The organism is Paraburkholderia sp., assembly GCF_050742655.1.
Taxonomy (GTDB): Bacteria; Pseudomonadota; Gammaproteobacteria; order Burkholderiales; family Burkholderiaceae; genus Paraburkholderia.
Window position 1 is genome coordinate 117360 of sequence record NZ_JBOIGG010000001.1, and the last position, 19550, is coordinate 136909.

At 65.6% G+C, this 19550-nt stretch carries 17 protein-coding genes and 1 tRNA gene; 5 read left to right on the forward strand and 13 right to left on the reverse strand.

Going from position 1 to position 19550, the window contains the following annotated elements; translation table 11 throughout:
* Window positions 1-5 precede the first annotated feature (5 nt).
* The 3 genes from gatB to gatC form a co-directional block, all read right to left on the reverse strand.
* Window positions 6-1481, reverse strand: a complete 1476-nt coding sequence (gene gatB / locus ACREXZ_RS00525; RefSeq protein WP_431762064.1) for an Asp-tRNA(Asn)/Glu-tRNA(Gln) amidotransferase subunit GatB — start codon at window positions 1479-1481, stop codon at window positions 6-8.
* A gap of 2 nt (window positions 1482-1483) precedes the next feature.
* A complete protein-coding gene (gatA, locus tag ACREXZ_RS00530; RefSeq protein WP_431762065.1) occupies window positions 1484-2974 on the reverse strand; it encodes an Asp-tRNA(Asn)/Glu-tRNA(Gln) amidotransferase subunit GatA in 1491 nt (496 codons plus the stop codon).
* Between the two features lie 108 nt (window positions 2975-3082).
* The gene (gene gatC, locus ACREXZ_RS00535) at window positions 3083-3382 is read right to left on the reverse strand and encodes an Asp-tRNA(Asn)/Glu-tRNA(Gln) amidotransferase subunit GatC (protein WP_431762066.1); all 300 of its coding nucleotides are present in this window, start codon (window positions 3380-3382) and stop codon (window positions 3083-3085) included.
* A gap of 386 nt (window positions 3383-3768) precedes the next feature.
* On the opposite strand from gatC, the gene ACREXZ_RS00540 reads away from it, so the two are divergent.
* From ACREXZ_RS00540 to rodA, 5 genes are all read left to right on the forward strand, one after another.
* On the forward strand, window positions 3769-4812 hold the full coding sequence (locus ACREXZ_RS00540) for a rod shape-determining protein (protein WP_004189550.1): 1044 nt from the start codon (window positions 3769-3771) through the stop codon (window positions 4810-4812).
* 153 nt (window positions 4813-4965) lie between these two features.
* Window positions 4966-6015, forward strand: coding sequence for a rod shape-determining protein MreC (gene mreC, locus ACREXZ_RS00545; protein ID WP_431762067.1), 1050 nt, complete (start codon window positions 4966-4968; stop codon window positions 6013-6015).
* A complete protein-coding gene (gene mreD, locus ACREXZ_RS00550; RefSeq protein WP_431762068.1) occupies window positions 6012-6524 on the forward strand; it encodes a rod shape-determining protein MreD in 513 nt (170 codons plus the stop codon). The genes mreC and mreD overlap by 4 nt, the downstream gene beginning before the upstream one ends.
* Window positions 6525-6657: 133 nt before the next feature.
* On the forward strand, window positions 6658-8958 hold the full coding sequence (mrdA, locus tag ACREXZ_RS00555; RefSeq protein WP_431762069.1) for a penicillin-binding protein 2: 2301 nt from the start codon (window positions 6658-6660) through the stop codon (window positions 8956-8958).
* A gap of 10 nt (window positions 8959-8968) precedes the next feature.
* Window positions 8969-10117 (forward strand): rod shape-determining protein RodA, encoded by a 1149-nt coding sequence (gene rodA / locus ACREXZ_RS00560; RefSeq protein WP_431762070.1) that lies wholly within the window; start codon window positions 8969-8971, stop codon window positions 10115-10117.
* Between the two features lie 57 nt (window positions 10118-10174).
* Here the strand turns inward: rodA and ACREXZ_RS00565 are convergent, their stop codons facing one another.
* The 10 genes from ACREXZ_RS00565 to rsmB form a co-directional block, all read right to left on the reverse strand.
* Window positions 10175-10867, reverse strand: a complete 693-nt coding sequence (locus tag ACREXZ_RS00565) for a tetratricopeptide repeat protein (RefSeq protein WP_431762071.1) — start codon at window positions 10865-10867, stop codon at window positions 10175-10177.
* Complete coding sequence (locus ACREXZ_RS00570; RefSeq protein WP_431762072.1) at window positions 10864-11646, reverse strand: HpcH/HpaI aldolase family protein; 783 nt, start codon at window positions 11644-11646, stop codon at window positions 10864-10866. Before ACREXZ_RS00570 ends, ACREXZ_RS00565 begins: the two co-directional genes overlap by 4 nt.
* 177 nt (window positions 11647-11823) lie before the next feature.
* Window positions 11824-12267: a 6-carboxytetrahydropterin synthase QueD gene (gene queD / locus ACREXZ_RS00575; RefSeq protein ID WP_431762458.1), complete on the reverse strand. Its 444-nt coding sequence runs from the start codon at window positions 12265-12267 to the stop codon at window positions 11824-11826.
* A 9-nt stretch (window positions 12268-12276) separates the two neighbouring features.
* Window positions 12277-12909: a 7-carboxy-7-deazaguanine synthase gene (gene queE / locus ACREXZ_RS00580; protein WP_431762073.1), complete on the reverse strand. Its 633-nt coding sequence runs from the start codon at window positions 12907-12909 to the stop codon at window positions 12277-12279.
* A gap of 92 nt (window positions 12910-13001) precedes the next feature.
* The gene (gene queC / locus ACREXZ_RS00585) at window positions 13002-13733 is read right to left on the reverse strand and encodes a 7-cyano-7-deazaguanine synthase QueC (protein ID WP_431762459.1); all 732 of its coding nucleotides are present in this window, start codon (window positions 13731-13733) and stop codon (window positions 13002-13004) included.
* A 404-nt stretch (window positions 13734-14137) separates the two neighbouring features.
* Window positions 14138-14213: transfer RNA gene (locus ACREXZ_RS00590), tRNA-Phe, on the reverse strand.
* Window positions 14214-14307: 94 nt separating this feature from the next.
* Complete coding sequence (gene esaR, locus ACREXZ_RS00595; protein ID WP_431762074.1) at window positions 14308-14997, reverse strand: response regulator transcription factor EsaR; 690 nt, start codon at window positions 14995-14997, stop codon at window positions 14308-14310.
* Entirely contained in the window at window positions 14998-17409 is a 2412-nt protein-coding gene (locus ACREXZ_RS00600; protein WP_431762075.1) for an ATP-binding protein, read from the reverse strand.
* Window positions 17399-17989 (reverse strand): DUF4390 domain-containing protein, encoded by a 591-nt coding sequence (locus tag ACREXZ_RS00605; protein ID WP_431762076.1) that lies wholly within the window; start codon window positions 17987-17989, stop codon window positions 17399-17401. Before ACREXZ_RS00605 ends, ACREXZ_RS00600 begins: the two co-directional genes overlap by 11 nt.
* Window positions 17986-19419: a 16S rRNA (cytosine(967)-C(5))-methyltransferase RsmB gene (gene rsmB, locus ACREXZ_RS00610; RefSeq protein WP_431762077.1), complete on the reverse strand. Its 1434-nt coding sequence runs from the start codon at window positions 19417-19419 to the stop codon at window positions 17986-17988. Before rsmB ends, ACREXZ_RS00605 begins: the two co-directional genes overlap by 4 nt.
* Between the last annotated feature and the right edge of the window lie 131 nt (window positions 19420-19550).

Here is a 19550-nt window from a genome sequence, read left to right on the forward strand (position 1 = left end):
GTCGTTCAGGACAGTTTCTTCTTCAGCAGCTCGTTGACCTGCTGCGGATTCGCCTTGCCCTTCGTCGCTTTCATCGCCTGGCCGATCAGCGCGTTGAACGCCTTCTCCTTGCCCGCGCGGAATTCCTCCACCGACTTCGCGTTCGCCGCAAGCACTTCGTCGATGATCGCTTCGAGCGCGCCGCTGTCGGATATCTGCTTCAACCCCTTTGCTTCGATGATACGGTCGGCGGCGGCTTCGTCGGTGGCCTTTTCTTCCCAGATCGCGACGAAGATTTCCTTCGCGATCTTGTTCGAGATCGTGCCATCGCCGATCCGCTGCAGCAGCAACGCGAGCTGTGCCGCCGATACCGGGTTCTCGCTGAAGTCCAGGCCTTCGCGGTGCAGCTGCGACGACACCTCGCCCATCAGCCAGTTCGCCGCAATCTTCGCCTGCGCCGCGCCCGCTTTCGCGACTACCGCCTCGTAGTACACGGCCATCGCCTTGCTCGACGTCAGCACACCCGCATCGTAAGGCGTGAGCCCATACTGCTCGACGAAGCGCGCCTGTATGGCGGCCGGCAACTCGGGCATCTCACTGCGCACGCGTTCGACCCACGCGCTGTCGATCACGAGCGGCATCAGATCGGGATCCGGGAAATAGCGGTAATCGTGCGCGTCTTCCTTGCTGCGCATCGAACGCGTTTCGCGTTTATCCGGGTCGTACAGACGCGTTTCCTGCACGACGGTGCCGCCATCTTCGATCAACTCGATCTGGCGACGCACTTCGTACTGGATCGCTTCTTCGAGGAAGCGGAACGAATTCAGGTTCTTGATTTCCGCGCGTGTACCGAATGCCTGCTGGCCGACCGGCCGCACCGACACGTTCGCGTCGCAGCGGAACGAGCCTTCCTGCATGTTGCCGTCGCAGATGCCGAGCCACATGACGAGCGCATGCAGCGCCTTCGCATACGCGACCGCTTCGGCGGCGCTGCGCATTTCCGGCTCGGTGACGATCTCGAGCAGCGGCGTGCCGGCGCGATTCAGATCGATGCCGGTCATGCCCGCGAAGTCTTCGTGCAGCGACTTGCCGGCGTCTTCCTCGAGATGCGCGCGGGTGAGATTGACGGTCTTTTCGTACGCGTCCTTGCCGGCCTTCTCATTGGCCGGCACCTGGATCGTGACCTGCCCGCCCTGCACGACCGGAATCTCATACTGGCTGATCTGATAGCCCTTCGGCAGATCGGGGTAGAAATAATTCTTGCGCGCGAAGATGCTACGCGGCGTGACCGCTCCGCCGATCGCGAGACCGAAGCGGATCGCGCGCTCGACGGCGCCGCGGTTCATCACCGGCAGCACGCCGGGCAACGCGAGATCGACGGGGCTTGCCTGCGTGTTCGGCGCGGCGCCGAACTGCGTCGCGGTGCCGGAGAAAATCTTCGAGACCGTCGAGAGCTGCGTGTGCGTCTCGAGGCCGATTACGACTTCCCATTCTTTTGCCATGCTCACACTCCCGCCGGCGACTTGCGATGCCAGTCGGTCGCGCGCTGGAACGCGTCCGCCACCTGCAGCATCCGTGCTTCGTTGAAATAGTTGCCGATGATCTGCAGACCGACCGGCCGCTGCGCGTTCGCGCCCGCGCCGAAACCGCACGGCACGCTCATGCCTGGCAGGCCCGCAAGGCTCACCGACAGCGTGTAGATATCCGCGAGATACATCTGCACGGGGTCGTCGCCCTTCGCGCCGATGTCCCACGCGACGCTCGGCGCGACCGGTCCCATGATCACGTCGCACTGCTTGAACGCTTCCTGGAAATCCTGCGCGATGATGCGGCGGATCTTCTGCGCCTGCAGGTAGTACGCGTCGTAGTAGCCGTGCGACAGCACGTAGGTACCGACCAGAATGCGCCGCTTCACTTCGGGGCCGAAGCCTTCGGCGCGCGTCTTCTTGTACATGTCGAGCAGATCGCGATACTCCGCTGCGCGATGACCGTAGCGCACGCCGTCGAAACGCGACAGGTTAGACGACGCCTCGGCCGGCGCGATCACGTAGTACACGGGAATCGACAGCTCGGTCTTCGGCAGCGATACGTCGACGAGCGTCGCGCCTAGCGCCTGGTATTGCTTCAGCGCGGTATCGATCGCGGCACGCACGTCGGCGGCGAGGCCGTCGCCGAAATACTCCTTCGGCAGACCGATGCGCAACCCGGCGAGCGGTCTGGCCGCGTCAGCGCCGTTTTGCCACGGCTGGCCAACATAGCGCGCGTAGTCTTCGTCGTCGCGCACGAGGCTCGTCGAATCGCGTTCGTCGAAGCCGGCCATCGCGTTGAGCAGCGTCGCGCAGTCGGCGGCGTTCTGTGCGAACGGGCCGGCCTGATCGAGCGACGACGCGAACGCGATCATCCCGTAGCGCGACACGCGGCCGTAGGTCGGCTTGATGCCGGTCACGCCGGTGAACGATGCGGGCTGGCGGATCGAGCCACCGGTGTCGGTGCCGGTCGCGACGGGCGCGAGGCGCGCGGCGACGGCCGAGGCTGAACCGCCCGACGAGCCCCCCGGCACGGCGCGCGTGTCCCACGGATTCTGCACCGGGCCGAAGTACGAATTCTCGTTCGACGAACCCATCGCGAATTCGTCCATGTTGGTCTTGCCGACGCACACCATGCCCGCGCGCGCGAGCCGGTCGACGACAGTCGCATCGAACGGGCTCGTGTAGTGCTCGAGCATCTTCGAGCCGGCAGTCGCGCGCCAGCCCTGCGTAACGAACACGTCCTTGTGCGCGACCGGCAGGCCGGTCAGCGGGCCGGCGTTGCCAGCGGCGAGCCGCGCGTCGGCGGCCTTCGCCTGCGCGAGCGTCAGGTCGGCGTCGACGTGCAGGAACACATTCAGGTCGCGCGCCGCGTCGATCCGCCGCAGATACAGCTGCGCCAGTTCGACCGCGGAGCATTCCTTCGCGTCGAGCGCTGCGCGCAGTTCGGTCAAGCTCTTTTCATGCATTGCATTGTTCCTGGAGAACGCTGCGGCGCGCCGTGCGCCGCAGCCAACGGCACGCCGGCGCCTGCCGCCGTGCCGGTCGCGCTGGATCAAACCAGCGCCTGCATCACGCTATTCGAGGACCCGCGGCACCAGATACAGGCCGTCCTGCACAGCGGGCGCCGGCTTCTGGAAATCCTCCCGGCGCACGGTTTCCGTCACTGCGTCATTACGCAGACGCAGCGCGACGTCTTCGATCTGCTCGATCGGATGAGCGAGCGGTTCGATGCCGGTCGTGTCCACCGCCTGCATCCGCTCGACGAGTCCGAAGAAATCGTTGAGCTGGGCGAGCGTGTGGCCCGCCTCTTCGTCGGCGAGTTCGAGCCGCGCGAGATGGGCAATACGTTTCACATCGGTCAGGGTCAAAGCCATGCAGTCACCGGGGAAGAGGGTGGACTGCCGCAGTGCGGAAAAATGGTGCTGCGACAGCGGGTTACGAGCAGGTTACGTCAATGGAGGCGCCCCTCGAAAAAGGGGCTCGCGGCGGCAAAAAGTGCCACCCGTTTCCTTCAAAACAAGCAAAATTATAAGGTATCATTACGCGTTCGACCCAAACCCGGACCGCCTGGCAAGGCCTTGCTGGACATTTTTCAGCTTCGTCCGCAAGCGCTGAGCGGCCTTGCCCTAGCCGCCGGTAGATTCCCCCCGCAGTTTCGTGCTCCCGTGTGGCCGCTCCCGCCGCGCGAATCTGCTAATTTTTCCGCTGCCGCCCTGCGCATATGGTGCGAGGCCCGGCCCCCAGCGAGACAGGATTTTGAATGTTCGGTTTTTTGCGCAGCTATTTCTCCAACGATCTGGCGATTGACCTCGGCACCGCCAACACGCTTATCTATATGCGCGGCAAGGGCATCGTTCTCGACGAACCGTCGGTCGTGTCGATCCGCCAGGAAGGCGGTCCGAACGGCAAGAAGACGATCCAGGCAGTCGGCAAGGAAGCCAAGCAGATGCTCGGCAAGGTGCCGGGCAACATCGAGGCGATCCGCCCGATGAAGGACGGCGTGATCGCCGACTTCACCGTCACCGAGCAGATGATCAAGCAGTTCATCAAGACCGCTCACGAATCCCGCATGTTTTCGCCGTCGCCGCGCATCATCATCTGCGTGCCGTGCGGCTCGACCCAGGTCGAACGCCGTGCCATCAAGGAAGCTGCACATGGCGCCGGTGCATCGCAGGTCTACCTGATCGAAGAGCCGATGGCGGCCGCGATCGGCGCGGGCCTGCCGGTGTCGGAAGCAACCGGTTCGATGGTCGTCGACATCGGCGGCGGCACGACCGAAGTCGGCGTGATCTCGCTCGGCGGCATCGTGTACAAAGGCTCGGTACGCGTCGGCGGCGACAAGTTCGACGAGGCGATCGTCAACTACATCCGCCGCAACTACGGGATGCTGATCGGTGAGCAGACCGCCGAAGCAATCAAGAAGGAAATCGGCTCCGCGTTCCCCGGCTCCGAAGTCAAGGAAATGGAAGTGAAGGGCCGCAATCTGTCGGAAGGCATTCCGCGCAGCTTCACGATCTCCAGCAACGAAATCCTCGAAGCGCTCACCGATCCGCTGAACCAGATCGTGTCGTCGGTGAAGATCGCGCTCGAGCAGACGCCGCCGGAACTCGGCGCCGACATCGCCGAACGCGGCATGATGCTGACCGGCGGCGGCGCGCTTCTGCGCGACCTCGACCGCCTGCTGGCGGAAGAAACCGGCCTGCCGGTGCTGGTCGCCGAAGACCCGCTGACGTGCGTCGTGCGCGGCTCGGGTATGGCGCTCGAGCGCATGGACAAGCTCGGCAGCATCTTCTCCTACGAGTAAGCGAGCCTCGCTCCATGACCGCAGCGCGCACGGCCCGGCCAGCCCCCCAAGGGCCGGCGCGTGGCCAGGCGGCCCCCCGGGCCGCCGCGCGCTGAGCGTCTGCGCCGCGCCGCACGCCGCTTCATCCACCCGCTTACGCCCCCGGCGCCGACCATGGAATACAGTCCGCCGCCTCTATTCAAGCAAGGACCGTCGGCGCTCGCCCGGCTGATCTTCTTCGTCATGCTGGCCCTTGCGCTGCTCATTTCCGACGCGCGCTTCAAGACGCTCGAAATCGTTCGCGGCGTGCTCGGTGCGGGCCTGTATCCGTTGCAGCGTGCTGCGCTCGTGCCGCGCGACCTGTTCATGGGCGCCGCCGATCTCGCCGTGACGAGCGCGCAACTGCGCGCCGACAACGCCAGGCTGCGCGACCGCAACCTGCAACTGTCGCTGCAGGCCAACGCGTCGTCGCAGCTCGCCGCGGAAAACGCGCATCTGCGCGACCTGCTGCAGCTGTCGCAGCGCTCAACCACGCAGTCGATCCCCGCCGAAATCCAGTACGACACCAGCGACCCGTTCACGCAGAAAGTCGTGATCGGCCGTGGCTCGCAGCAGGGCATCCAGAACGGCTCGCCGGTCGTCAACGAAGATGGCGTGATCGGCCAGGTCACGCGCGTGTTTCCGCTGCAGGCTGAGGTCACGCTGCTCACCGATAAAGATCAGGCGGTGCCCGTGCAGATCGTGCGCACCGGGCTGCGCAGCGTGATCTACGGCACGCCGAAGGGCGATTCGCTCGATCTGCGCTTCGTGCCGATCGCCGCCGACGTGCAGGCCGGCGACGAGCTCGTCACGAGCGGCCTCGACGGCCTCTATCCGCCGGGCCTGCCGGTTGCGAAGGTGGTGCGGGTCGACAAGCAGGCGGACACGGCGTTCGCGCGCGTCGTCTGCGTGCCGGTCGCGACCGTGCGCGGCGCTCGTCAACTGCTCGTCCTGCACTACCAGAACAACCTGCCGCCGCGTCCCGAAGACCCCGACGCGAACGCCGCCGCGAAAGATCTGAAGGCGAAGAAGGTCGCTGAAAAACCCGCAAAGGGTGCGGAGAAGGGTACAGACAAGCCTGCTGAGAAACCGGCGGCGAAGCCAGCGGCCAAGCCCGCCGGCAAGGAAGCGGCAGCACGCGGTACGAAACCCGCGGCGCCCACCGGCCAGGGAGCGACGCGATGAATCGCCCGCAATACATCCTGCAGCCGGTCAATCCGTACTTCATTGCGTTCAGTCTCGCTGCGGCGTTTCTGTTTAACCTGATGCCGTGGGGGCGCATGATCGGTGTGCCGGATTTCGTCGCGCTGGTGCTGCTGTTCTGGAACGTGCATCAGCCGCGCAAGGTCGGCATGGGCATCGCATTCCTGCTCGGTCTACTGATGGACGTGCACAACGCGAGCCTGCTCGGTGAACACGCGCTCGCCTATACGCTGCTGTCGTACGGCGCGATCACGATCCACCGTCGCGTACTGTGGATGTCGCTCGGCGTGCAGATTTTCGCGGTGATGCCGCTGCTGGTCGTCGCGCAGTTCGTGCCGTTCGTGATCCGTCTGCTGACGGGCGCCGCGTTTCCCGGCTGGGGTTATCTGATCGATGGTTTCGTCGAGGCCGCGCTGTGGCCGGTCGCGAGCATGCTCCTGCTGATGCCGCAGCGCCGCCCGGCCGACCCGGACGACACGCGTCCCATCTGATCCACGCACCGGGGCCATCAGTGAAATTCGTTGCGTCCAGCCGGCCCGGCCCACGCACTTCGTTCTATCCGGTACGCGGCCCGCAGGCCTGCGCACCTCGTGACGGCCGCACCGCGGCCTTACCCGCCCTCGCATGACCGAATTCAAGGACACCCAGCAGCAGCTCTCGAAATTCCGCCTGCGCGTCGCGGCGGCGGGGCTGTTCGTGTTCGTCTGCTTCGGGCTGATCGTGTTCCGCTTCCTGTATCTGCAAGTCTGGCACTACAGCAAGTACTCGCTGCAGGCGGACGAAAACCGCATCTCGGTCGCGCCGATCGTGCCGAACCGCGGCATCATCACCGACCGCAACGGCGTCGTGCTGGCGAAGAACTACTCGGCGTACACGCTCGAAATCACGCCGTCGAAGCTGAACGACACGCTCGACAACGTGATCGACAATCTCGCCACCGTGATCTCGATCGACGCACGCGACCGGCGCCGCTTCAAGAAGCTCCAGGAAGACTCGAAAAACTTCGAGAGCCTGCCGATCCGCACTCGCCTCACCGACGACGAAGTCGCGCGCTTCACCGCGCAGCGCTTCCGCTTCCCGGGCGTCGAAGTGCGCGCGCGGCTGTTCCGCCAGTACCCGCTCGGCCCGACGGCTGCGCACGTGATCGGCTATATCGGGCGGATCTCGCAGCGCGACCAGGACCGCATCGACGACGCCAGCGACCAGAACGACAAGGATCCGGATCACTACGATCCGCGGCTCGACGCGAACAACTACAAAGGCACCGACTACATCGGCAAGATCGGCGTCGAGCAGAGTTACGAGACCGAACTGCACGGGCTGACCGGCTTCGAGGAAGTCGAGGTGACGGCCGGTGGACGGCCGGTGCGCACGCTGTCGCGCACGCAAGCCACACCAGGCAACAACCTGGTACTGTCGCTCGACATCGGGTTGCAGCAGGTCGCCGAGCAGGCATTCGCCGGCAAGCGCGGCGCGCTCGTCGCGATCGAGCCGGCCACCGGCGACGTGCTCGCGTTCGTGTCGGCGCCAAGCTTCGATCCGAACTCGTTCGTCGACGGCATCGACCAGCAGACCTGGGACGAACTGAACAACTCGCCCGATCACCCGCTGCTGAACCGTCCGCTGCACGGCACCTATCCGCCGGGTTCGACCTACAAGCCGTTCATGGCGCTCGCCGCGCTGACGCTGCACAAGCGCACGCCGAGCTGGGGCTTCCAGGATCCGGGCTACTACACGTTCGGCGGCCACACGTTCCGCAACGACGTTCGCTCGGGCCAGGGCTGGATCGACATGAACCGCGCGATCGTCGTGTCGAACGACACGTACTTCTACATGCTCGCGCACGACCTCGGCGTCAACGCGATCGCGAACTTCATGAAGCCGTGGGGCTTCGGGCAGATCACCGGCATCGACATCGCCGGCGAGGCGCGCGGCATCCTGCCGTCGACCGAATGGAAGCGCAAGGCGTACCGCAAACCCGAACAGCAGCGCTGGTACGAAGGCGAAACGATCAGCCTCGGCATCGGCCAGGGCTACAACTCGTTCACGATCCTGCAGCTTGCGCACGCGGTCGCCACGCTCGCGAACAACGGCGTCGTGATGAAGCCTCACCTCGTGAAGGAAATCGAGAACCCGATCACCCGCGACACGCACCTGACCGTGCCGAAGGACGATGGGCGCATCAACGTGTCGCAGTCGGACATCGACTTCGTGAAGCGTGCGCTGGTCAGCGTCGTGACGAACGGCACGGCGTCGAAGCTGTTCATCGGCGCGCCGTATCAGGCGGCCGGCAAGACCGGCACGGCGCAGGTGTATTCGCTGCAGGGCGCGAACTACAAGGGCCATGCGGTCGCGGAACGCCTGCGCGACCATGCGCTCTTCATCGCGTTCGCGCCGGCCGATCACCCGAAGATCGCGGTCGCGCTGATCGTCGAGAACGGCGGTTGGGGCGCGGAATCGGCGGGCCCGATCGCGCGTCGGGTGCTCGACTTCTATCTGGTCGACCGGCAGAAGCCGGGCGCCGAAGCGGCCGCGGTCGCGGCCGCCGCGTCGGCCACCGAAGACGCATCGGCGCCGGTGATCAGCAGCGCCGCGGCTCCCGTCAAGGCCCCGCTGCCGGTGACGATCGCTGCGGGCTACACCGCGCTGCCGGAACCGGGCGCGGCGTCGGCTGCGGCGGCGGCCTCGGCGGCTAGTGCAGCGGAAGCTGCCGCGAGCGCTGCTGCGTCCGACACATCGGCATCGGCTGCCGCAACCGCCGCACCTGCATCGGCAGCGCGCCCGAAGATCCCGGTGCCGCGCCAGTCCGGTCCCCACAAACCCCGTCCGGCGAACGCGCCGGCTCCCGCCGCCGCGCCGTCGCGCGACAACGGTATCGAGCCCGCGCCGCCTCGCCAGCCGGCCTCCGGCGGCATCGACGAGTAAGGAGAAAGGCATGCAATTCGACAGGCGCGCCTCACTCGACCGCATCAGGCGGATGTTCGCGGGCTTCGATCGTCCGCTCGCGCTGACGGTGTTCCTGCTGTTGTGCGTCGGCATCGTCACGCTGTACAGCGCGAGCCTCGACGTGCCTGGGCGCGTCGAGGACCAGTTGCGCAACATCCTGCTGACATTCGTGCTGATGTGGGGTCTCGCGAACGTGCCACCCACTACGCTGATGCGCTTCGCGGTGCCGCTGTACACGTTCGGCATCGCGCTTCTCTTCGCGGTCGCGGCGTTCGGGCTCACGCGCAAGGGCGCGAAGCGGTGGATCAACGTCGGCGTCGTGATCCAGCCGTCGGAGATTCTCAAGATCGCGACGCCGCTGATGCTCGCGTGGTACTACCAGCGACGCGAAGGCGTGATGCGCTGGTACGACTATCTGGTCGGGTTCGTCATTCTCGTGCTGCCGGTCGCGCTGATCGCAAAGCAGCCGGACCTCGGCACCGCTGTGCTGGTGTTCGCCTCCGGGTTCTTCGTGATCTACTTTGCGGGCCTCAGCTTCAAGCTCATCGTGCCGGTGCTGATCGCGGGCGTGATCGCAGTGGGCTCGATCGCAGCGTTCCAGGACCGCATCTGCCAGCCCGACGTGACGTGGCCGTTGATGCACGATTACCAGAAGCACCGCATCTGCACACTGCTCGATCCGACCTCCGATCCGCTCGGCAAAGGCTTCCACACCATTCAGGCAGTGATCGCGATCGGCTCCGGTGGCACGCTCGGCAAGGGTTGGCTGAAGGGCACGCAGGCGCACCTCGAGTTCATTCCCGAGAAGCACACCGACTTCATCTTCGCGGTGTTCTCCGAGGAATTCGGACTCGCGGGCGGGATCGTGCTGCTGGTGCTGTACCTGGCGTTGATCGCGCGCGGTCTGTACATCGCGGCGAACGGCGCGACGCTGTTCGGCCGGCTACTGGCCGGCTCGCTGACGATGGCGTTCTTCACCTACGCGTTCGTCAACATCGGGATGGTCAGCGGCATCCTGCCGGTGGTCGGCGTGCCGCTGCCGTTCATGAGCTATGGGGGCACCGCGTTGACGACGCTGGGCGTCGCGATCGGTCTGATCATGAGCGTCGCGCGGCAGAAGCGGTTGATGCAGAGTTAAAGCGGCAGAGCTGACCGCGCGGCGGCTCGTTCATGCGAGCCGCCCGCGGCATTCGCGTCACGGCTGTTTCGGCGCCTCGTTGGCCAGTTGCGCCGACAGTTCCTGATACTTGAGGCGCGCAGCCGGATCGCCCTGCGCCGCCGCCGCCGCATAGTACGCGCGCGCGACGTTCAGGTTGCGCTCCACGCCATCGCCGCCACGCTCGTAGAACGAGCCCGCCACATACTGCGCGGTCATGTCGCCGCCCTTGGCGGCCTTCTTGTACCAGATGAACGCCTGACGGTTGTCGCGCGTCGTGCCGCGGCCATCGAGAAACTGGTTCGCCAGCGCGAGTTCGGCCAGCACATGACCCTGCTGCGCGGCCTTCAAAAACCATCGATGCGCTTCGGCCGGATCGCGCCCGACGAACTCGCCATCGTCGTACATCTTGCCGTACACGTACTGCGCGTGCGACATGTTCGCGTCGGCGGCCTTGCGCAGCCACTTCTTGCCTTCGTCGGCGTTCACCGCAGTGCCCTCGCCGTTGATCAGCATCATCGCGTAGTTGAATTCCGCGAGCCGGCTGCCGTGTTCAGCGGCCTTGCGAAACTCGACCAGCGCCGCGCCGAGATTGCCCGCGTTGTAATCGGCGACCGCCGTGTCGGTTTCGATGTCGTGGGCTTTCGGGCTTTTCGTCTGCGCGAGCGCAGGGCCGGCCGCGAGCAGCACGGCAGCGGCCACGCACGCGGCACGCATAAAACTTCGGGTCATGACCGTGCCTCCTGCAGCGCCTGGCGGGTCGCGCGCAGCAGCCACATCACGTCCGCAGCGAGCGCGATAAAGCGAAAGCCCGCGTCGCGATACTGACGTGCGCCCGCAACGTCGAGCGCGAAGATGCCGCTGCCGATGCCGGCGCGGCGTGCCGCCTCCGAGATGTGCGCGATCGCCTCCTGCACTTCGGGATGTTTCGAATCGCCCAGATGACCGAGACTCGCCGCGAGATCGGCGGGTCCGACAAACAGGCAGTCGACGCCGGGTGTCGCCGCGATCTCGTCGACAGCTTCGACCGCGCGTGCCGATTCGATCTGCACGATCGTCGCGATCTGCGCGTTGGCGTTCTGCACGTAGTCGCGGCGCATGCCGTACGCCGCGGCGCGGACCGCGCCCGCGACACCGCGCTGACCGTCCGGCATGTCGGTAGCCGGATAGCGGGTGAGACGCACCGCGTGCGCAGCCTCGTCGGCGGATTCGATGTTCGGGAACATCAGCGTGCGCGCGCCCGCATCGAGCACGCGCTTGACGAGCCAGCCATCGCTGGCCGGTACGCGCACGACCGGCTCGCTCGGCAGATGCGCGGCGGCGATCGCGCGCAGTTGCGACGTGACGTCGCCGCTGTCGTTCGGCGAATGTTCCATGTCGATCAGCAGCCAGTCGAAACCGGCATGCGCGAGCGCTTCGGCGGCGGCATCGCTGCCGAGCGACAGCCATAGCCCGAACAGCGCATCGGATTCGCGCAGACGTTGTTTCAGTGGATTCGTGAAGGTGCTCATCGTGCGGCCCCCATTCGGGTTGGCACTGCGCCGCCGCGAAGGCGGGCGAGCGAAGAAAAGTGGCGTGGGGTCAGCCCGGCCTGGACCGGGTTCGAACGACGTGCGCCGCGTAGCGTGGTAACCGGCATGTCTCGCTCCGTATGGTTGTCGAGGCGATCATACCGTGACAATAACGGGTTAGTCGCGAACCACGTCAGCCCAGCAGTTGGGCGTTTCGTACAGGCGCACGTGCTGCAGGCGCAGGTTCACGCCGTAGTGCGCATCATAGACGTCGGCGAGGATCTCGAACGCGACCGCGGCAAGGTTTTCGACGGTCGGGATGCGGTCGAGCACGACCGTCTTGTGGCCGGGCATCGAGTCGAGAAATTCGCGCACACGCGTGTCGCCTTCATAGACGAGAAACGCGTGATCCCACAGGTTGACGAGATGCTGCATCGCGAGCGACTTCACGTCGGCGAAATCCATCACCATCCCGCGGTCCGGTGCGCCTTCCGTTTCGACCACATCGCCCTGCAGCGTGATTTCGAGCACGTAACGATGCCCGTGCAGGTTGCGGCACTGGCTGCGATGATCGGGAATGCGGTGGCCCGCATCGAATTCGAGTTTTCGGGTAATGGTCAGCACGGTAAATCAGGGAATGTTCAGGTACTTGTGAGTCTGCATCGACAGGCGCCACTGCGGATGGCGTTTGCACCAGTCGATCGCGAGCTTCGTGTTGAAGTCGCGCGACGGGCCATCCATCGGCTGAACGAGGAAATAATCGAAGTCGAGCTTCGCGTAGTCGGCGAGGCGCTGGTTGTCCTGCGGCACCACCACCTTCAGTTCGTTGCCTTTGGTCACGACGAGCGGCGCATCGGCTTTCGGGCTCACGCAGATCCAGTCGATCGTGTCGAGCACCGGCAGCGAACCGTTGGTTTCGATCGCGATCTCGAAGCCGGCCGCGTGCAGCGCGTCGACGAACGGCGCGTCGATCTGCAGCATCGGCTCACCGCCCGTGCACACGACGAAGCGGTTGTCCTCGCCGTCCGGCCATAGCGACGCGATCATCGCGACCAGTTCGTCGGCCGTGCGGTACTTGCCGCCGTTCTCGCCATCGGTGCCGACGAAATCGGTATCGCAGAAACGGCACACGGCGCTCGCCCGGTCCTCTTCGCGACCGGACCACAGGTTGCAGCCGGCGAACCGGCAGAACACGGCCGGACGCCCGGCATTCGCGCCCTCGCCCTGCAACGTGTAGAAGATTTCCTTGACCGCGTACGTCATGCTCTGCTTCCTGAATGCTTCGTCGTTACTTCCTGGTGAAACTTCATCTAGCCGGCGGCGGTTATGTCAAAAGACTCACGCCGCGTTCACGTTCACACCGGCGCCGCGACCTGCTCGCCGGCGAGATACGCATCGTAGCCGCGCTTGCGCAGACGGCACGCCGGACACTCGCCGCAACCGAAACCCCATGCGTGCAGTTCGGACCGTTCGCCGACGTAGCACGTGTGCGTCTCGACACGGACCAGTTCGACCAGTTCGTCACCGCCCAGCTCGTGCGCGAGACGCCACGTGTCGGCCTTGTCGAGCCACATTAGCGGCGTTTCGAGCAGCAGGCGCGTATCCATGCCGAGATTCAGCGCGACCTGCAGCGCCTTCATCGTGTCGTCGCGGCAATCGGGGTAGCCGGAAAAATCGGTTTCGCACATACCGCCAACGAGTACCTGCAAGCCGCGCCGGTAAGCGATCGCCGCGGCGATCGTCATGAACATCAGGTTGCGGCCCGGCACGAATGTGTTCGGCAGGCCGTTCGCCGTCGCTTCGATCTGGATCTCGCGCGTCATCGCGGTATCGCTGATCGCGCCGAGCACCGATAGATCGATCGTGTGGTCTTCGCCGAGCCGTGCGGCCCACGCCGGAAACCCTCGCACCACCGCCTGGCGGAACCCGTCGCGGCATTCGAGTTCGACGCGGTGCCGCTGGCCATAATCGAAACCGAGCGTCTCAACCGTTTCGTATCGATCGAGCGCCCAGGCGAGGCAGGTAGCCGAGTCCTGGCCGCCCGAAAACAGCACCAGCGCGCTGTTCTTAGCGTCTTTGCGGATCACCATGAAACTCCGTGAATGATGAGTGCCGTGTCGTTGCGTGGCTTTCGTGGCGGTCTTGCCGTGCACCCGTGCCATCGTGCGACGCGCGCCGGCACGATGCCGGCTCGTGCAGTATAGGTCGCGCGTTTCGCGCGCAGCGCGCCGGCCGCTTATACCGCTGATCGCCGGAGCGGATGCTCACCGCACCCATGTGCGTGCATCGCGCGCCAAAACGAAAAGGACTTGCGGGCACGCTTACGGCTACGCCAGCAAGTCCTTGAAAACGTGCAATTTTATCATCGCGCCAAAAGTGCCGCTGGCGGGCTGCCTTTGGGCTTGCGCCGGACGCGTCGCAACGCGCGCGACGCTTCGGATCCAGCATGTGAAAAGCCCCAGGAATCTTGCGATTTCCTGGGGCTGAATTCTGGTGGCCTGGGGCGGAATCGAACCACCGACACGCGGATTTTCAATCCGCTGCTCTACCAACTGAGCTACCGGGCCAACGAAGAAGCGAGAGTATAGCAAAGCGACCCGCCCCGCTCAAGCCCCCGCCGAAAAATTCTGCCGCGGCGCGAGCGAGCGTCGCACACCCGCTTCATTCGCCCTTGTTCTTGCCGAGATCGACGCCCAGCTGTTTCAGCTTGCGATACAGGTGCGTGCGCTCGAGCCCGGTCTTCTCCGCGACGCGCGTCATGCTGCCGTTTTCGCGCGCGAGATGATATTCGAAGTACGCGCGCTCGAATGCGTCGCGTGCATCGCGCAGCGGAATGTCGAATGAGATCGCCGCGGTCTGGCTCGGCAGCGCACCGCCGCCGAGGCCATCGCTCGACAACACCGGCAACGCGGCCGCCGACGCGACCGACGCACTGCCCGCCGGCAACGCCGGCTTCGCCGCGACACCGCCAGGCGCCGGCGCCGCATTGCCGCGCGCAAGCCCCTGTTCGACCGCCTTCAGCAGCTTCTGCAACGCGATCGGCTTCTCGAGAAAATTGAGCGCGCCAATCTTCGTCGCTTCGACTGCGGTGTCGATGGTCGCGTGGCCGGACATCATGATGACGGGCATGGTCAGCTGACCCTGCGCGGCCCACTCCTTCAGCAACGTGACGCCGTCGGTATCGGGCATCCAGATATCGAGCAGCACCAGGTCGGGCGCCTGGCGCAACCGGATTTCGCGCGCCTCCTGCGCGTTCTCCGCCGCCTCCACGACATGCCCTTCGTCGCTCAGAATCTCCGAGAGCAATTCCCGGATGCCCATTTCGTCGTCTACCACCAGGATGGTTGCCATTTACGCTGCCCTTGTCTGCACTGCTGCTTTTGTCGTTCCCTGCGACGCCGCACTGTGCGTCGCCTGCGGCCCTGCGCCGGGCGCCGCAGCATCGTCTGCAAGTTGAAGAAAGAGAATCGAAATCTGCGCACCCTCGATCACATCGCCGGCTCTCATCCGGTTGCGTATGTCGATGCGCGCGCCGTGTTCGTCGACGATCTTCTTGACCATCGCAAGACCGAGCCCTGTTCCTTTGGCCTTGGTCGTCACGTAAGGTTCGAACGCGCGCGTCAGGATGCGCGCGGGGAACCCGGGCCCGTTGTCCGTGACGGTGAGTCTGACCGCGACGCGCACCTTGCCCTCCGCGTCGGGGTCTCCGTATTCTACTGTCCTCGTCTCGAGCAACACACGCGGCTCGGGCATATCGGCCACCGCATCCTGCGCATTCTGCAGCAGGTTGTGGATCACCTGGCGTAATTGCGTCGCGTCGCCTCGAATCACCGGCAGCACCGCGAGTTCGACCGCGATCGGGCTCTTGCCTTCCTCGATCCCGTACAGCGTCAGCACCTCGCTGACCAGATCGTTCAGTTGCAGGTTCGCCAGCACGGCGGGCGGCGTGCGCGCGTAGTCGCGGAAATTGTCGACCATCTGCTTCATCGCCGCGACCTGATTGACGATCGTCGTCGCGCCCCGCTTCAGCACGTCGGCGTCCGACGGCGTGAGCTTGTCCGCGAGTTTCATCTGCAGACGTTCGGCGGAAAGCTGGATCGGCGTCAGCGGATTCTTGATTTCGTGCGCGAGGCGTCGCGCCACTTCACCCCACGCAATCGAGCGCTGCGCGGAGATCACATCGGAGATGTCGTCGAACACGACCACGTAACCCGACGTCTGCGGATCGGCCACGCTGCCTTCGACCGCCGACACGAGCCGCGCGCCGCGCACGAGCAACGTGAGCGGATCCGTTTCGCCCGGCACTTCGACCGAGAACTGCTGCTGCCAATGGCCGCCGGTGTCGCCGTCGCGACTCGCCGCATCGCGATCGGCAAACGCCTTGCGGACCATCGCCCCGAAGTCCGTCAGCACGGCGATGCGGTCGATCGCCGAACCGAGCAGCGCCTGGAACGGCTGCCGGAAAATCCGCTCGGCGCCGCGGTTCGCTGTCGTGAGCCGGAACTGACGATCGAACACGAACACGCCGGCCGTGAGATTCGCGAGGATGCTCTCGAGATACGCCTTCGAATGTTCGAGCGCGACACGGTTGTTCTCGACCGCGGCGCGCGCTTCGGAAAGCTGTCGCGTCATCGCGTTGAACGACTGCGTGAGGAAGCCGAGTTCGTCGCGCGACTTGATTTCGCGCTTCGGCGTGTAGTCGCCTTCGGTCACTTCCTTCGTGCCCTGTGCGAGCAGGAACAGCGGCCGCGCGAGCTGGTTACCGAGCGCGAGCGCGATCATCATCGCGATGAACGTGGCGAGGAACAGCGCGAGCGTCAGCGTACCGATATACATCTTGCGCAGCCCCGTGCGGCCAAGCGACTTCTCCTGATACTCGCGATACGCGCGCTGCACCGCGTCGGCGTTGCGCGCGAGCGTCGGCGACACGGGCTGCGTGAGCTGCAGGAAGCGCTCGACCGGCTGCAGCAACGACGCGTTCGAATCGGGAATGCGCTGCACGATGCGCAGCCGCAGCGCGCCCTTCGCGCCTTGCGCGCGCGGATCGCCGTCCACCTCGCCTTCGATCGCCGCGAAGCCGCGGCCGCGCGCCTGATCGATCATCAATTGAGTGGGCAGGTCGCTCGGCACCAGCGACGAGAAGTTGCTCGACGCCTGGGCGACGACGCGCATGTCGGGCGCCGCGCCCGACATGCTGCGGACTGGTTCGACGATGGTCGCATCCTGCACGCCGAACTGGTCGCGTAGCCGCAGCAGTGTCAGCGTCGTGCCGGCGGAATCGGCGCTCGCGATCTGCTCGGCCATCAGGCGACCTTTGGTCTGCAGATCGGACAGCGACGCGTCGAGCATCCCGCGCCCGAGATTCAGGCCCGAGGTCAGCGCGGTCTCGACGTTCACGTCGAACCACGACTCGATGCTGCGCGATACGAACTGATACGACACGACGTAGATGATCCCGCCAGGCACCACGCCGACGAGCGCGAAAAAGAACGCGAGCTTCGCGAGCAGCCGCGTGCCGAATTTTCCGCGCCGCAGCCGCAGCACGATGATGCTGACCAGCACCGCCACGATCAGCATGAAGATCAGCGCGACCACGATGTTCGCCGCGTAGAGCCAGCCGTAGTAGCGGTCGAAGAATTCGGTATTGGCGCTCGCCGCTGCCAGCAGCACGAGCAGCAGCAAGGCCGTTACGCCGACCGTCGACACCAGCACGCGTGCGACGATGCTGCTGACACTGGTGACGCGGCGCACTCTATTTAGCACGTTCGGTCACCGTGAAAGTGAAACGCTTCCAGTCGGAAGAGAGATTCCAGTCACGGTTGTTCACCGCGTCGATCTGGAACGGCTTGGGCATCAGCGCGACGTCGAGCTGCATGCGCACCGACGCAGTGTAGGTCTCGCCGGCGTACACGTCTTTGCGGTCGATCACGTGCCACGACGTGATGTGCTTGATCACCGCGAGTGCGTCCTTGAGCGTCGGGAAGCCTTGCTGCAAACCGCCGCTCGACACGCGATATTCGCGCGTGAGCGGCTGGAACGACAGCCGGATGCTTTGCGACACGTTGACCGGCTGCTCGTCGAACCAGTACCAGCGCGGCCGGCTCAATTCGAAATCGGTCGTGAAGTAGAGCGGGATGCCGCGGTTGACCGCGTCTTCGAGGCTGCTGTTCAGGTCGAAATCGAAACGCGCGTCGAGGCTCCAGCCATTGTTGTCCGACTGCAGCGACGCGCGCTGCACGGCGATCGAATCGGCGCGCGCCTGGCCAGCTGCGGTCAGGCAGACGGCCAGAGCGATCCAGAGCACGACCGCAAGCCGAAGCGGGAAGAGGCGTTTGATCGTCACCGTTTCTGAAAGCGCGCGTAGAAGAATCCGTCGTGGTCAGCGTGCTGGCCGGTGTCGTGCCCGGCCAGGGAACCGGCCGAGGCGTCGACGGGCACGCGGGCAGCCGTCGGCAGCAGTTGCCCCGGCGCGTCCAATCGTACCGCATCCTGGTATTGCTTTCCAAACCACTGTGCCTGCAACTCGCCTTCTTCGGGGAAGATCGAGCACGTAACGTAGAGCAACTCGCCGCCGGGCTTCAGGAGCGGCCACAGCGCACCGAGAATGCGTCGCTGCCCGTCGACGAGCGCGGGGATATCGGATGCGCGCCGCAGCCAGCGGATGTCCGGATGCCGCCGCACGATGCCCGACGCGGAGCACGGCACGTCGGCGAGAATGCGGTCGAACGGTTCGCCGTCGTGCCACGCGGCAGGGTCTCCCGCATCGCCGATGCGCACGTCGGCGGCGAGCTTCAGACGCTGCAGGTTCTCGCCGATGCGGGACGCGCGCGACGCATCGCTTTCTAGCGCGATGACGTCGACGTCCGCAAGTTCCAGCAGATGTCCGGTCTTGCCACCGGGCGCCGCGCACGCGTCGAGAACGCGCATGCCGTCGCGCGCGTCGAGCAGCGGCGCCGCGAGCTGCGCGCCCGCGTCCTGCACCGACACGACGCCGTCGGCGAAACCGGGCACGCGTTCGACCGGCAGCGGCGCATCGAGCCGCACCGCGTGCGCGCCCGCCTGCACGGCGCCGATGCCGTGCTCGCGCAGCAGTTGCAGGTACGCGTCGACGGTCGTGCGACGCGCGTTCACACGCAGCGTCAGCGGTCCCTGCACGTTGCCCGCGGCGAGCACTGTCTGCCACGCATCGGGCGACGCGCGCTTCGCCGCGTCGAGCCACCACTGCGGATAGTTCCAGTGCGCCACATCATCGGACTGCAATTGCGCGACGAGCACGTCGCGCTCGCGCAGGAAGCCGCGCAGCACCGCGTTGACGAGCCCTTTGGCAAACGCGAATTCGCGTCGCGCGCCGACCGCCTCGACTGCCTGATCGACGACCGTGAATGGAGTGTATGGCGGCGTTTCGTCATCGCGGGTCAGCAGCAAGGCGAACGCGCACGTGAGCAGATTGCCGACATGCGGCGGCGGCGCCTTGTGGACGCGCTGCGCGATCAGCCAGTCGGCGGCCGCGAGACGGCGCATCGTCGTGTACGCGAGATCCTGCACGGCACCGCGCGACAACTCGACGCCACCGCTCCTCACCGAAGAAAAGATGCTTTGCAGCGCAGCTGGCAGCGCAGCACCGGCGCGCACGGCGCCGACGGCCTGTGCCGCGCAGTCGAGCGCGAAGCCGAGAGAATCGGGAGCAAGATGCAGCGCCGACAGACGGGATTCGCTAACGGGTGCCGCGGGAGAAGGGCGGGGACGATGCGGCGCGGGAGGCTTTCGGGTCATGGAGAACGGACGGGCGGGTCGCGCAGGCCGCGCGACGCAAACGGCACACATTGTAGCGTGACGAGCGTTGGCACCTGCCATCCCGCCATACGCGTGCCATACGCGTACGCGGGTGCGGAGACGCGGAAAAA